Annotated in this window: 12 protein-coding genes; 10 read left to right on the forward strand and 2 right to left on the reverse strand. The window is 66.4% G+C overall.

What is annotated here, in order from left to right; all coding sequences use genetic code 11:
* Positions 1 to 8: 8 nt before the first annotated feature.
* From FHS96_RS05480 to FHS96_RS05505, 6 genes are read left to right on the forward strand one after another with little or no spacing between them, the layout of a single operon-like run.
* Positions 9 to 1,214, forward strand: a complete 1,206-nt coding sequence (locus tag FHS96_RS05480; protein ID WP_429588474.1) for an acyl-CoA dehydrogenase family protein — start codon at positions 9 to 11, stop codon at positions 1,212 to 1,214.
* A 33-nt stretch (positions 1,215 to 1,247) separates the two neighbouring features.
* Positions 1,248 to 2,063 carry an alpha/beta fold hydrolase gene (locus FHS96_RS05485; protein ID WP_429588475.1) on the forward strand — a complete coding sequence of 272 codons (816 nt, stop codon included), beginning with the start codon at positions 1,248 to 1,250 and terminating at the stop codon, positions 2,061 to 2,063.
* On the forward strand, positions 2,056 to 2,835 hold the full coding sequence (locus tag FHS96_RS05490) for a fumarylacetoacetate hydrolase family protein (protein ID WP_429588476.1): 780 nt from the start codon (positions 2,056 to 2,058) through the stop codon (positions 2,833 to 2,835). The genes FHS96_RS05485 and FHS96_RS05490 overlap by 8 nt, the downstream gene beginning before the upstream one ends.
* 10 nt (positions 2,836 to 2,845) lie before the next feature.
* On the forward strand, positions 2,846 to 3,790 hold the full coding sequence (locus tag FHS96_RS05495) for an acetaldehyde dehydrogenase (acetylating) (protein ID WP_429588477.1): 945 nt from the start codon (positions 2,846 to 2,848) through the stop codon (positions 3,788 to 3,790).
* Complete coding sequence (gene dmpG, locus FHS96_RS05500; protein WP_429588478.1) at positions 3,787 to 4,827, forward strand: 4-hydroxy-2-oxovalerate aldolase; 1,041 nt, start codon at positions 3,787 to 3,789, stop codon at positions 4,825 to 4,827. Before FHS96_RS05495 ends, dmpG begins: the two co-directional genes overlap by 4 nt.
* Entirely contained in the window at positions 4,824 to 6,311 is a 1,488-nt protein-coding gene (locus FHS96_RS05505; protein WP_429588479.1) for an FAD-dependent oxidoreductase, read from the forward strand. Before dmpG ends, FHS96_RS05505 begins: the two co-directional genes overlap by 4 nt.
* 28 nt (positions 6,312 to 6,339) lie before the next feature.
* On the opposite strand, the gene FHS96_RS05510 is transcribed toward FHS96_RS05505, so the two are convergent.
* Positions 6,340 to 7,479 carry an aldose epimerase family protein gene (locus FHS96_RS05510; protein WP_429588480.1) on the reverse strand — a complete coding sequence of 380 codons (1,140 nt, stop codon included), beginning with the start codon at positions 7,477 to 7,479 and terminating at the stop codon, positions 6,340 to 6,342.
* Between the two features lie 83 nt (positions 7,480 to 7,562).
* The gene (locus FHS96_RS05515; protein ID WP_429589631.1) at positions 7,563 to 8,327 is read right to left on the reverse strand and encodes a FadR/GntR family transcriptional regulator; all 765 of its coding nucleotides are present in this window, start codon (positions 8,325 to 8,327) and stop codon (positions 7,563 to 7,565) included.
* 177 nt (positions 8,328 to 8,504) lie between these two features.
* Between FHS96_RS05515 and araD1 the strand changes: the two genes are divergently transcribed.
* The 4 genes from araD1 (at position 8,505) to FHS96_RS05535 (ending at position 13,138) form a co-directional block, all read left to right on the forward strand.
* Entirely contained in the window at positions 8,505 to 9,503 is a 999-nt protein-coding gene (gene araD1 / locus FHS96_RS05520) for an AraD1 family protein (RefSeq protein ID WP_429588481.1), read from the forward strand.
* A gap of 3 nt (positions 9,504 to 9,506) precedes the next feature.
* Complete coding sequence (locus FHS96_RS05525; protein ID WP_429588482.1) at positions 9,507 to 10,433, forward strand: Gfo/Idh/MocA family protein; 927 nt, start codon at positions 9,507 to 9,509, stop codon at positions 10,431 to 10,433.
* A 19-nt stretch (positions 10,434 to 10,452) separates the two neighbouring features.
* Positions 10,453 to 12,018: an alpha-N-arabinofuranosidase gene (locus FHS96_RS05530; protein ID WP_429588483.1), complete on the forward strand. Its 1,566-nt coding sequence runs from the start codon at positions 10,453 to 10,455 to the stop codon at positions 12,016 to 12,018.
* Positions 12,019 to 12,097: 79 nt separating this feature from the next.
* Positions 12,098 to 13,138: an arabinan endo-1,5-alpha-L-arabinosidase gene (locus FHS96_RS05535; RefSeq protein ID WP_429588484.1), complete on the forward strand. Its 1,041-nt coding sequence runs from the start codon at positions 12,098 to 12,100 to the stop codon at positions 13,136 to 13,138.
* Positions 13,139 to 13,145 lie beyond the last annotated feature (7 nt).

Consider the following 13,145-nt stretch of genomic DNA (forward strand, 5'->3'; position numbering starts at 1 on the left):
AGGGAGCTATGGCGACGGCGCTCAGGATGGATGCGACGGATATCCCCAGTCCGGAAGAGCTGGTCGAGCGGGCGCGGGCGATGATTCCGGCGTTGCAGGCGCGGGCGCGCAGGGCGACGGCCGATCGAAAGGTGCCCGACGAATCGATCGTCGAGATGCAGGCGGCGGGCTTTTTCCGCGTGCTCCAGCCCAAACGCTGGGGCGGCTATGAGATGCATCCCAATGTCTTCTTCGACATCCTCAAGCTGATTGCCGAGGGCTGCATGTCGACGGGCTGGGTCTATGGCGTCGTCGGCTGCCATCCCTACGAACTCGCGCTGTTCTCCGATCGCGCGCAGACCGAGGTGTGGGGCGAGGACAATAGTGTGCTCGTCTCCTCCTCCTATCAGCCGGTTGGCAAGGTGGAGCATGCCGAGGGCGGTTTCTATCTCTCCGGGCGCTGGGGCTTTTCCTCGGGGTCGCAGCATTGCCAATGGGTGCTGCTCGGCGCGCTGGTGCCGCCCAAGGCGGAAGGGGAGGCGCCCGACATGCGCACCTTCCTGGTGCCCCGCGCCGATTATAGCATCGACGAGAAATGGGACACGTTCGGCTTGCAGGGCACGGGCAGCCATGACGTGGTGGTCGAGCGCGCGTTCGTGCCTGACTATCGCACCCACCGCGCAGCGGACGGCTTCCTGTGCACCAATCCGGGGCAGCAGGAGAACAAGGCGCCGCTGTTCAGCCTGCCCTGGGCGCAGATCTTCGTGCGCTCCGTTTCCTCCGCGGCGCTGGGCGGCACGCGCGCGGCGATCAACGCGGCAATGCGGATCGCGAAGGATCGCGTCTCGACCAATACCGGCAAGGCCTCCAAGACCGATCCGGTGCTGATGGCGGCGATCGCGCGGGCCTATGCGCAGCTCGTTGAGATGGAAGCGGCGCTGACGGCGAGCTTCGACGCGGCACTGGCGAAGGCCGAGCGCGGCGAGCCGATGACGATGCAGGAACGCGCGCTCAACCGCTATCAGTCCTCCACCGTCGCGCGGCGCTGCGCCGATCTGGTCGACGATCTCATGCCGCTGCTGGGCGGCCGGGCGATCTACATGTCGAGCCCGATCGTGCAGCCCTGGCTCGACATCAATGCGGCGCGCGCGCACGTCGCCAATGATCCCAACAATATGGCGCCGGATCTGGTGAACACGCTGAACGGCGAACCGCCGTCCTTCCTGTTCCTCTGAGCGGACGACCATAAACCAGGAGAGGGAGCGGCAATGACCGCGACATATACGCGAACCGCCTATCAGGTGGCGGGGGGATATGAGATCAGCATGGCGGAAGCCGGCAGCGGCCCCGCCGTGGCATTCCTGCACGGTAGCGGACCGGGGGCGTCGGGCGCATCCAACTTCCGGCTCAATGCCGATGAATTCGTCGCGGCGGGCTATCGCGTGCTGCTGCCCGACATGATCGGCTATGGCGCATCGTCGAAGCCCGAGGGCATCGACTATACGCTGCAACTCTTCACCGACACAGTGTTTGACGCGCTCGCTCAGGCCGGCGTGACGTCGGCAATCCTCGTCGGCAATTCGCTGGGCGGCGGCGTCGCGATGCAGATCGCGTTCGACCATCCGGGCTTTGTCGTGAAGCTGGTGATGATGGCGCCGGGCTGCATCGAGGAACTGCCGGTCTATTTCGCAATGCCCGGTATCGCCAAGATGAAGTCGAGTTTCGGCAGCCCGGAATTCTCGCTGGAGGACCAGCGCGCGCTGATCACGAACCTCGTCTACGATCCGTCGACCGTGACCGACGAACTGGTGGCGGAGCGTTATGCGGTGGCGCGGACCCAGTCCAAGGATGTGCTGGCGCGGATGCGCACGCCCAACCTCGCGCCGCGGCTGGGCGAACTGACCATGCCGATCTTCGGCTTTTGGGGGCTGCAGGACGATTTCTGCCCCGCCTCGGGCGCGCAGCGCTTCCTCGAAGCCTGCCCGGACGTGCGCTTTATGACCTTCAACGGCGTCGGCCACTGGGTGCAGGTGGAGCGCGCCGCCGAGTTCAACCGCTACGCTCTGGCCTTCCTCAATGGCTGACCGGGGCGCCTGGGCGGAGACGCTCTACCGCGCGCTGCGCGACCGGCAGACCGTGCCGCCGCTGAGCGGGCAGGACGCGGCGCTGACGATCGACGATGCCTATGCGATCTCGCTCGCCGTCCTCGATCGGCGTACGGCGGATGGCGAGCGCGTTGTCGGCAAGAAGATCGGCGTCACCTCGAAGGCGGTGCAGGACATGCTGGGCGTACATCAGCCCGATTTCGGGTTCCTGACCGACCGGATGCTGATCGACGGCGAGACCATCGATATCGATGCGCACGGCCTGATCCAGCCGCGCGCCGAGGCCGAGATCGCGTTCATCCTGAAGAATCCGCTGAAGGGCCCCGGCGTCACCGCCGAACAGGTGATCACGGCGACGGAGAGCATCGCGCCCTGCTTCGAGATCGTCGACAGCCGCATCGCCGACTGGAAGATCGGCATCGTCGATACGGTGGCAGACAATGCCTCCTGCGGCGTGTTCGTGCTCGGCGAGGCGCGCGCGTCCGCCGCGACGCATGACCTGCCGGCGCTGCGCGTGACGGTGACCAAGAATGGCGAGCCGCTGTCCGAAGGCTATGGCTCGGCGGTGCAGGGATCGCCGGCTGAGGCGGTCGCGTGGCTCGCCAATACGCTCGGCGCCTATGGCGTCACGCTCGATGCCGGGGACGTGATCCTTTCCGGCAGCCTCGTGCCGCTGGCGCCGGCCAAGGCGGGTGACGTCTTCGAAATGGAATTGCATGGCGTGGGGCGCGCGGCCGCCCGCTTCGTCTGAGGAGAATGCTGTGGCACGGGTGAAGGCGGCGATCATCGGATCGGGCAACATCGGCACCGACCTGATGATCAAGATGCTCAAATATCCGCAGAATATGGAGCTGGCGGCGGTGGTCGGCATCGATCCCGCGTCGGAAGGGCTGGCAATGGCGCGCGAGCGCGGGGTGGCGACGACGCATGAGGGCATCGACGGACTGAAGGCGTTGCCGGGCTATGACGAGATCGGCATCGTCTTCGACGCCACCTCCGCCTATGCGCACAAGGCGCACGATGCGGTGCTGCGAGGCGACGGAAAGCAGGTGGTGGACCTGACGCCAGCGGCGATCGGGCCGTTCACCGTGCCGCCGGTCAATATGGAGGCGCATCTCGACCAGTCCAATGTGAACATGGTGACATGTGGGGGGCAGGCGACGATCCCGATGGTGGCCGCGGTCAGCCGGGTGGCGACCGTCCATTATGCGGAGATCGTCGCCTCGGTCTCGTCGCGCTCGGCCGGGCCCGGCACGCGCGCCAATATCGACGAGTTCACCCGCACCACCGCGCGCGCGATCGAGGAGGTCGGCGGGGCGGCGCAGGGCAAGGCGATCATCATCCTCAACCCGGCCGAACCGCCGATGATCATGCGCGACACCGTGTTCACCCTGTCGGAAGGCGCGGACGAGGAGACGATCCGCGCGTCTGTGAAGGCGATGGTCGAGGCGGTGCAGGCCTATGTGCCGGGCTATCGGCTGAAGCAGGAGGTGCAATTCGAGCGCTTCGGTGACAATAACCGGCTGAAGATCCCCGGCCGTGGGGAGTTCACCGGGCTGAAGACCTCGATCTTCCTCGAGGTCGAAGGGGCGGGCGACTATCTCCCCAGCTACTCGGGCAATCTCGACATCATGACCGCCGCCGCCAAGGCGACCGGCGAACTGCTCGCGCAGAAGATCCTCGAAAAGCGGAAGGTGGCGGCATGAGCCGGTTCGACGTCGAGACCGACAAGCTCTACATCCAGGATGTGACCTTGCGTGACGGCATGCACGCGATCCGCCACATGTATGGCATCGATCATGTCCGCAGCATCGCCAAGGCGCTCGACGAGGCCGGCGTCGATGCGATCGAGGTGGCGCATGGCGATGGCCTCAACGGCGCAAGCTTCAACTATGGCTTCGGCGCGCATACCGACTGGGAATGGCTGGAAGCGGTGGCCGAGGTGCTCGAACGCTCGGTGCTGACGACATTGATCCTGCCCGGCGTCGGCACGGTCGACGAACTGCGCCGTGCCTATGATCTGGGCGTGCGATCGGTGCGCGTCGCGACGCATTGCACCGAGGCGGATGTCTCGAAACAGCATATCGGCATCGCCCGCGACCTCGGCATGGACGTCGCCGGCTTTCTGATGATGAGCCACATGATCGAGCCCGAGGCGCTGGCGCAGCAGGCGGTGCTGATGGAATCCTATGGTGCGCACTGCGTCTATGTGACCGACAGCGGCGGCGCACTCGACATGGATGGCGTGCGCGATCGCTTCCGCGCCTATGATCGCGTGCTCAAGCCCGAAACGCAGCGCGGCATGCATGCGCATCACAATCTGTCGCTGGGCGTCGCCAATTCGATCGTCGCGGCGCAGGAAGGCGCGGTGCGCATCGACGCGAGCCTCGCCGGCATGGGCGCCGGCGCTGGCAACGCGCCGCTAGAGGTGTTCGCTGCCGCCGCTGACCGCAAGGGCTGGAACCACGGGACCGATGTGATGAAGCTGATGGATGCGGCGGAGGATCTCGTCCGTCCCCTGCAGGATCGGCCGGTACGGGTGGACCGCGAGACATTGGCACTCGGCTATGCCGGGGTCTATTCGAGCTTCCTGCGCCACGCCGAGAAGGCGGCGGCGGATCATGGCCTCGATACCCGCACGATCCTCGTTGAACTCGGTCGCCGCCGCATGGTTGGTGGACAGGAGGACATGATCGTCGACGTCGCGCTCGACATGGTCAAGGCGCGCGAGGCGGCGGCGTGAGCGAGGGATCGCTGCACCGGCCGCTGCCGGTGGACGCGGTGCCGGGCTGGGATATCGAGACCGACGTTGCCGTCATCGGCTTCGGCGCGTCGGGCGCCTGCGCTGCGCTGGAAGCGGCGCGGGGTGGGGCCCGCGTCACCTTGTTCGAGATGGCCTCTGGCAGCGGCGGCGCCTCGGCGCTGTCGGGCGGCGAGATCTATATCGGCGGCGGGACGGACGTGCAGCGTGCCGCGGGCTTCGAGGATGGCGTTGAGGCGCTTGCAGCCTATCTGAAGATGGCTGGCGGGCCGGATGCCGATGTCGCCAAATGCGATCTCTATGCCGCCGAGAGCCTCGACCATTTTGCCTGGCTGAAGGCGCAGGGCGTACCCTATAAGGGCACCTTCGTGCCGGGCAAGATCATCGAGCCGGCAACCGACGACACGTTGATCTGGTCGGGCAGCGAGGAGGCCTGGCCCTATAGCGAGGCGGCGACGCCGGCGCCGCGCGGCCATGTCATCCAGTGGGACGGCTGGGGCGGCGGCCGCAAGCTGGTCGACATCCTCGAACGCAATGCCCGCGCGGCCGGGGTCGAGGTGCGTACGGATGCGCGGGTCTTGTCGCTGATCGCCGATGGCCAGCAGGTCATGGGGCTGGTCGCTCGCATCGACAACCGTCCGGTCTATGTCCGAGCCGGCGCGGTGGTGATCTGCACCGGCGGCTTTTGCATGAACAACGACATGCTGCGCCGCTATGCGCCCGGAGCGCTCAAGCTGACCGATCCGATCGGCGAGAATGACAACGGCTCGGGCATATTGATGGGGATGAGCGCCGGCGGCGACGCGATTCACATGGACGAGTTCTTCACCACCTGCCCGTGGATCATGCCTGAAAGTCTGGTGAAGGGCATCTTCGTCAACAGCCGCGGCCAGCGCTTCATCAACGAGGATTGCTATCATGGCCGGGTGAGCCGGATGATGGTCGACCAGCCCGGCGATCGCGTCTGGCTGCTCGTCGACAATGCGATCTTTGCGCGCCCGATCGAACTTGCGCGGATCGACATCGCCGCGGTCGGCGAGACCTGGGAAGAGGTAGAGCGCGAACTGGGACTTCCCGAAGACACGCTCGCCGCCACCGTCCGCACCTTCAACCGCTATGCGGCGGAGGGGCATGATCCGGTCTGCCACAAGGCGGCGAAATGGCTGAAGGTGCTGGACGAGCCGCCTTACGCCGCGCTCGAACTCAGCTTTCCCGGCAGCTATTTCTCCTTCTTCACGCTCGGCGGGCTGTCGACATTGCCGAGCGGCGAAGTGCTCGACCGGGGCGGTGCGCCGGTCCCCGGCCTGTTCGCCGCCGGCCGCGCGACATCAGGCCTGCCGCGCTCCGGGCATGGTTATAGTTCGGGGATGAGTCTCGCGGATTGCACCTTCTTCGGCCGCAAGGCGGGGCAAGCGGCGGCGGTGGCTGCGTTGGCGGCGGCGCGCGAGGAGGTCGTGGCGGCCTGATCGCTGGCCGCCACCACTTTCAGGCTCGTTATTTGGCGACCGAGACTTTGTAGACCATCACATGGTGGTAGGGCTTGCCGGGATCGACCCGAGCCGAGAGGAATTTCGGCTGATTGGGCGAGTCCGGGAATTTCTGCGGCTCCAGCGCGACGCCGTCACCCATGCGGTAGAGCGCGCCGCCCTTGCCGATATAGGTGCCATCGAGGAAGTTGCCGGTATAGAACTGCACGCCGGGCTCGGTGGTCAGCACTTCGAGCACCCGGCCCGATGCGGGATCTTCCAGTCGCGCGGCCAGTTCGGGCTTGGCAGTCGCGCCCTTGTCGAGCGCATAGTTGTGATCATAGCCGTGGCCGAAGCGGATCTGTTCGTCGCGGCCGTCGCGGATGCCGGGAACCAGCGCGTGGGGCGCCCGGAAGTCGAACACTGTGCCTTCGACCGCGCGTAGCTCGCCGGTTGGGATCAGCTTGTCGTTGACCGGCGTGTAGGCCTTGGCCGGGATTGTCAGCACATGGTTCTCGGCGGTGCCGCCGCCCGCGAGGTTGAACAGCGCATGATTGGTCATGTTGACGACCGTGGGCTTGTCGGTGGTCGCGTCGAAGCTGATCGTCAGCGCGCCTTGTTCGTCCAGCGCATAGGTGACCGTAACGTCGAGCGCCCCCGGGTAGCCCTGCTCGCCGTCCGCACTCTTGTAGCTGAGCACCACGCTGGCAGAGGGGCCGCTCTTCAGCGAGCGCACCGCCCAGGCGACCTTGTCGAAACCCTTTTCACCGCCATGCAACGAGTTGACCTTGTCGTTCAGCGGCAGTTGGTAGGTCTTGCCATCAAGCGTGAAGCGGCCGCCGGAGATGCGGTTGGCATAGCGGCCGACAGTGACGCCGAAGTAATTGGGCTGCTCGACATAACCGTCGAGCTTGTCATAGCCGAGCAGGATGTCGGCCGGCTTTCCGGCCCGGTCCGGGGCGACCATCGTTTGCAGCGTGGCGCCATAGGTCAGGATCGTCGCCGAAACGCCATGGCTGTTCTTGAGCGTGATCGCCTCGATCGCGGTGCCGTCCGCGAGCTTGCCCGCCGGGGCCCGGCTCGCCTCTCCGGCGATCGCCGTTCCATTCGCCAATTGGACCGCGGCCAGCCACGCCACCGCACCCAACAGCCTGCTTACCTTCCGCATTGCCTTCTCCCCGTCGCTGGCGCCTGTCGCCGCGGCTTGGCGCCTCTCTTGTCTGACTATTCTGACAAGCGCAAGTCGGCCGCTCAGCGTTCCATCGAGCTGCGCGTATCCTCCAGCGCGAGGTCGACCAGCGTGCGCATCGCCGTCGCCGCGGCACCCCCATCGCCGGCCGCGATCGCATCATAGACGCGGGCATGATCGGGGATCGGGTTGCGCGGCAAGGCGCGCGAGCGCTGCTTGAACTGCGTCGTCCAGTTGACTGCGGCGCCGATGCTCGCGGTGAGCGCCATCAGTGCGTCGTTGTGCGTCGCCTGCAATATGGCGTTGTGAAAATCGCGGTCGGCGGCACGGCCGGCGTCGGTCGCCAAGGTGAAGCGCCGCATCGCCGCCAGCGCATCCTTCATCGTCTTCAGGTCGGCGCGGTCGCGCCGTTCCGCCGCCAGCCGGGCCGCGGCAGGCTCGACGATCGCACGCAGTTCGAAAAGATTCCGCACGAAGTCCACATCCGGCTCACCGGCGAACGCCCAGGCGAGCACATCGGGATCGAGCAGGTTCCAGCGGTTGCGCGGCAGCACGCGGGTGCCGGCCTTGGGTCGGCTTTCGACCAGGCCCTTGGCGGTCAGCACCTGCACCGCTTCGCGATAGGCGCTGCGCGATACTTCGAGTTCCTCGGCGAAGGCGACCTCGCCCGAAAGCGTATCACCCGGGGCATATTCTCCCGAAACGATCGCGACGCCCAGCTTGTGCGCGACGGCGCCGTGCAGGCGACGACCGGGGCCCCGGGTCGGCCGCGGCGCGGGTGCGCTTTCCGCCTGGCCCTTTTCCTCGTCCGCCGCATTCGATGGCATCATCGCCGTCCTCCCCGCGTCACACCTAACAGCGAAGGTGGAGCCGGGAAACGACAAACATTGCCAATGCGCGCTTGCTCTAATATGTCGGAGTAAATAAGCCGACGCGCGACGACGGCCGGTGGCCGTGACATGCGGACCGCGTCGCCTGGACGGCGCCTGAAGGGGAGAATGTTGATGGCTTTCCGTTTGCTGCAGCAGCGCGGTGCCGACGGTGCGCGCGCGGTGATCGCTGCCGAGGACGATGCGGCTTGGATCGTGCCGGGTGTCGAGACTGTTCGCGCGCTTGCGCTCGAGGCGATCGCGGCGGGGCAGGGGCTGGCCGATGCGGTCGCGGCGCGTGGCAAGGGCGCTGCCATCGACATCGCCGCCGAGGCAGAAGCCGGCCGGCTGCTCGCACCGATCGACCATGACGATCCCGCGCATCTGTGGATGACTGGCACCGGCCTCACCCATCTCGGCTCGGCCGAGGGGCGCGACAAGATGCACCGCGAGGCCGCGGCCGCCGCGACCAAGACTGACTCCATGCGCATGTTCCTGGAAGGGCTGGAGGGCGGCAAGCCCGAGGCGGGCAGCTTCGGCCAGCAGCCCGAATGGTTCTACAAGGGCGACGGTTCGCAACTCGTCGGCCCCGGCGCGCCGCTGACCATGCCGCCTTTCGCCAAGGATGGCGGCGAGGAGCCCGAACTGGCCGGCATCTATGTGATCGGGCCGGACGGCACGCCGTTCCGGCTGGGGCTGTGCCTCGCCAACGAGTTCAGCGACCACGTGACCGAGCGCCACAATTATCTGTGGCTCGCCCATTCCAAGCTGCGCCAGGCGGCGATCGGCGCCGAACTGCTGGTCGGCGCGCCGCCAGCAGGCGTCGAGGGCACCAGCCGCATCCTGCGCGACGGCGAGACGCTGTGGGAAAAGCCCTTTCTGTCGGGCGAGGCGAACATGTCGCACACGCTCGCCAATCTGGAGGCGCACCATTTCAAATATGCGCTGTTCCGCAAGCCGGGTGATGTCCACGTCCATTTCTTCGGTACGGCGACATTGTCGTTCAGCGACGGCATCCAGACGCAGCCGGGCGACGTGTTCGAGATCGCGGCGGCACCTTTCACCCTGCCGCTTGCGAACCCGCTGGCCCGAAGCGAGGAGGAAGCCGTTCCGGTAGCCGTCAAGGCGCTCTGAGCGATGGACCCGATCCGCATCGCGGTGGTCGGGCTCGGCAAGATCGCGCGCGACCAGCATCTGCCGGCGATCGCGGGGAATGGCACGTTCAGCCTCGCGGCGACGGTCAGCCCACACGATCATGGCATCGACACTGTGCCGCATCTCGCCACCCTAGACGCGTTGCTCGCCGAGGGACCGGCAGTCGATGCCATCGCGCTGTGCACGCCGCCGCAGGTGCGCCATGACCTGGCCGTCACGGCGCTGAAGCGCGGCGTGCACGTGTTGCTCGAAAAGCCGCCGGGGGCGACCTTGAGCGAGGTCGCGGCGTTGCAGGCGCGCGCCGACAAGGTGGGCGCAACCTTGTTCGCCGCCTGGCATTCGCGCTTCGCCGCCGGCGTCGCGCCGGCGCGGGCATGGCTGGCGGCACGACGCATTGATCGCGTGCAGGTCATCTGGCGCGAAGATGTGCGCGTCTGGCATCCGGGGCAGGCATGGATCTGGCAGCCGGGCGGGCTCGGCGTGTTCGATCCGGGGATCAACGCGCTCTCGATCGTCACGCATATCCTGCCGCGGCCGATCTTCCTCAAGACGGCGACCCTGACCGTGCCGACGAACCGCGAAGCGCCGATTGCCGCCGAGCTTGAGTTGCTGGATATCGCGGGCGCGCCGGTCTCGGTCGATTTCGACTGGAGGCAGACGGGCCCGCAGATCTGGGATATCATCGTCGAGACTGACGCTGGCGCCTTGCGGCTGTCGCAGGGCGGCGCGGTGCTCTCATTGCCCGGCGGCACCGATCATGGCGAGGATGTCGAATATGCCGGGCTCTACAGCCGTTTCGCCAATCTGATCCGCGGCGGGCGCAGCGACGTCGATACCGACCCGCTGCGCATCGTGGCCGACGCCTTCCTGTGCGGCCGCCGCCAGACAACAGACGCCTTTCACGACTGAACCAAGGGAGAGGGAAAGAATGATCGCCACCTTGCGCCGCGCAACCGCCGCGCTTTTGTTGACTACCGCCGCGCTCGCGGCACCTGCGGCCGCGCAGACCGCCACGGAGGAGGCTGCCACCGCCACGATCAGCGCGGACAAGCCGGGCCCGGTCTATGACCGGCGCATCTTCACCCAGTTCGCCGAGCATCTCGGCCACGGGATCTATGAGGGGCTGTGGGTTGGCAACGACCGCTCCATCCCCAACACCAACGGCTTCCGCAACGATGTGATCGCAGCGCTCAAGCAGCTTTCGGTGCCGGTGGTACGCTGGCCGGGCGGCTGCTTCGCCGACGAATATCACTGGCGCGAGGGCGTCGGCGCGCGCGCCAAGCGGCCGGTGAAGATCAACACCCATTGGGGCGGCGTGACCGAACCCAACACTGTCGGCACGCACGAGTTCATGGAACTGGTCCGCCAGATGGGCTCGGAAGCCTATATCTCGGGCAATGTCGGCAACGGCACCCCGCAGGAAATGGCGGAGTGGGTGGAATATATCACCTCGCCCGCCGGCAGCCTTGCCGACGAGCGCGCGCGCAACGGCCATAAGGAGCCGTGGGCGCTGCCCTATTTCGGCATCGGCAACGAATTGTGGGGCTGCGGCGGCAATATGCGCGCCGAATATGCGGCGGACGTCACCCGCCGCTATGCCACTTTCATCAAGGCGCCGGCCGGCACCAAGATCCTCAAGATCGCATCTGGCGCAAACGGCGACGACGTGTCCTGGACCGAGACGATGATGAAGATGGCGGCCGACAAGGTCGATGCCTTGTCGCTGCACTATTACACCGTGCCCGGCGGCTGGCCGCCGCGCCATTCCGCGGTCGACTTCGACGAGGCTGGCTGGGCCGAGACGCTTGCCGGCGCGCGCAAGATGGAGGACCTGATCTCCAAGCACAGCGCTGTCATGGACAAATATGATCCGAAGAAGCGCGTGTGGCTGGCGGTGGACGAATGGGGGACGTGGTATGCCGGCGACCCCGGCACCAATCCCGGCTTCCTGCGTCAGCAGAACACGCTGCGCGACGCGCTGGTCACCTCGATCAACCTCGACATCTTCGCCCGCCATGCCGACCGCGTGAAGATGACCGCCATCGCACAGATGGTAAACGTGCTGCAGGCGATGATCCTGACCGACGGCAGGAAGATGGTGCTGACGCCCACCTATCATGTCTTCGAGATGTACAAGCCCTATCAGGACGCGACGGTGCTGCCGATCGAGATCGACTCGCCCTGGTACGCCAAGGATGCCTGGAACATGCCGGCGGTGAGCGGTTCGGCGGTGCGGGCGAAGGACGGCAAGGTCCATGTCGGCCTTTCCAACCTCGATCCCAACAAGCCGCATACGATCACGGTGAAGCTGCAGGGCCTCTCGGCAGCTGGCGTGAGCGGCCGCGTGCTGACCGCCAACGCGATGAACGCGCTCAACAGCTTCGACGCGCCGGATACGGTGAAGCCGGTGCCGTTCAGCGGCGCGCGGATCGATGGCGGCGTGCTGAGCGTGACCCTGCCGGCGAAGTCGGTGGTGATGCTCGACCTGCAATGAGGCCGGCGGGCGCGCGATGGATCGTCGCGCGCCCGTTCTTCGACCCGATAAAATATAACTGGCCAATGGGAGACGGACGATGACGCGATCGATGCTGTTGGGGTTGGCCGCGATGATCGGCCTGGTCGGCGTGGCCGGGGCGCAGCAGGTGGGGGAGAAGGGCGGGGGCACGCTCAACAGCCGGTTGACCGGCGACCTCGCACCGACGCATGACCCGGTGATCATCCGCGAGGGTGACACCTATCATGTCTTCGGCACCGGCGTGCCGGGGGATACCGGCCGCTACATCCTCACCCGCAGTTCGAAGGATCTCGTTCACTGGACCGCGGGCGCGCCCCTGTTTTCGAAGATCCCCGATTGGGCGGTGAAGGCGGTCCCCGGCACCAAGGAGATGTGGGCGCCCGACATCGCGTTTGTGAACGGCCGCTACCGGCTTTATTATGCCGTCTCCACCTTCGGTTCGAACCGCTCGGCGATCGGGCTGTTCACCAGCCCCACGCTCGATCCCAACGCGCCCGGCTATGGCTGGCGCGACGAGGGCATGGTGCTGATGTCGACCGAGAAGGATGATTTCAACGCGATCGACCCCAATTTCATCAGGGATCGCGAGGGCAAGCACTGGCTGGCGCTGGGCAGTTTCTGGACCGGGTTGAAGCTGTTCGCGCTCGATCCGAAGACCGGCAAGCTTGCGAAGCCGGGCGAAAAGCCCTGGTCGATCGCGCGCCGCCCGGCACCGGCCGGCGGCCCCGCGCCGGTGGAGGCGCCGTTCATCATCGATCATGGCGGTTATTACTGGCTGCTCGCCTCCTACGACTATTGCTGCAAGGGCGTGAACAGCACCTATTATACCGTCGTCGGCCGGTCCAAGGCGATCACCGGGCCCTATCTGGGCAAGGATGGTAGCGCGATGATGCAGGGCGGCGGAACCATCTTCCTGCGTGCCGACCTGCAGGAACAGCAGCGTTTCCGTGGACCGGGCCATCCCGGCGCGTTCCGCGACAAGGACGGCACCGACTATGTCGTCTACCACGCATATGATCGCCAGAACAAAGGCGCCTCGACGATGCGGATCGCGCCGATCCGGTGGGGCGCCGATGGCTGGCCGGTCGCTGATTATTGAGACGAAG

The organism is Sphingomonas zeicaulis (assembly GCF_050433225.1).
GTDB lineage: Bacteria > Pseudomonadota > Alphaproteobacteria > Sphingomonadales > Sphingomonadaceae > Sphingomonas_D > Sphingomonas_D zeicaulis.

What these genes read in the sequence shown, in the direction of transcription:
- FHS96_RS05515 (WP_429589631.1), bottom strand. Translation starts at nt 8,327, where the DNA reads ATGCCATCGAATGCGGCGGACGAGGAAAAGGGCCAGGCGGAAAGCGCA.
- FHS96_RS05510 (WP_429588480.1), bottom strand. Translation starts at nt 7,479, where the DNA reads ATGCGGAAGGTAAGCAGGCTGTTGGGTGCGGTGGCGTGGCTGGCCGCG.
- FHS96_RS05490 (WP_429588476.1), top strand. Translation starts at nt 2,056, where the DNA reads ATGGCTGACCGGGGCGCCTGGGCGGAGACGCTCTACCGCGCGCTGCGC.
- dmpG (WP_429588478.1), top strand. Translation starts at nt 3,787, where the DNA reads ATGAGCCGGTTCGACGTCGAGACCGACAAGCTCTACATCCAGGATGTG.
- FHS96_RS05530 (WP_429588483.1), top strand. Translation starts at nt 10,453, where the DNA reads ATGATCGCCACCTTGCGCCGCGCAACCGCCGCGCTTTTGTTGACTACC.
- FHS96_RS05535 (WP_429588484.1), top strand. Translation starts at nt 12,098, where the DNA reads ATGACGCGATCGATGCTGTTGGGGTTGGCCGCGATGATCGGCCTGGTC.
- FHS96_RS05485 (WP_429588475.1), top strand. Translation starts at nt 1,248, where the DNA reads ATGACCGCGACATATACGCGAACCGCCTATCAGGTGGCGGGGGGATAT.
- araD1 (WP_429588481.1), top strand. Translation starts at nt 8,505, where the DNA reads ATGGCTTTCCGTTTGCTGCAGCAGCGCGGTGCCGACGGTGCGCGCGCG.
- FHS96_RS05525 (WP_429588482.1), top strand. Translation starts at nt 9,507, where the DNA reads ATGGACCCGATCCGCATCGCGGTGGTCGGGCTCGGCAAGATCGCGCGC.
- FHS96_RS05480 (WP_429588474.1), top strand. Translation starts at nt 9, where the DNA reads ATGGCGACGGCGCTCAGGATGGATGCGACGGATATCCCCAGTCCGGAA.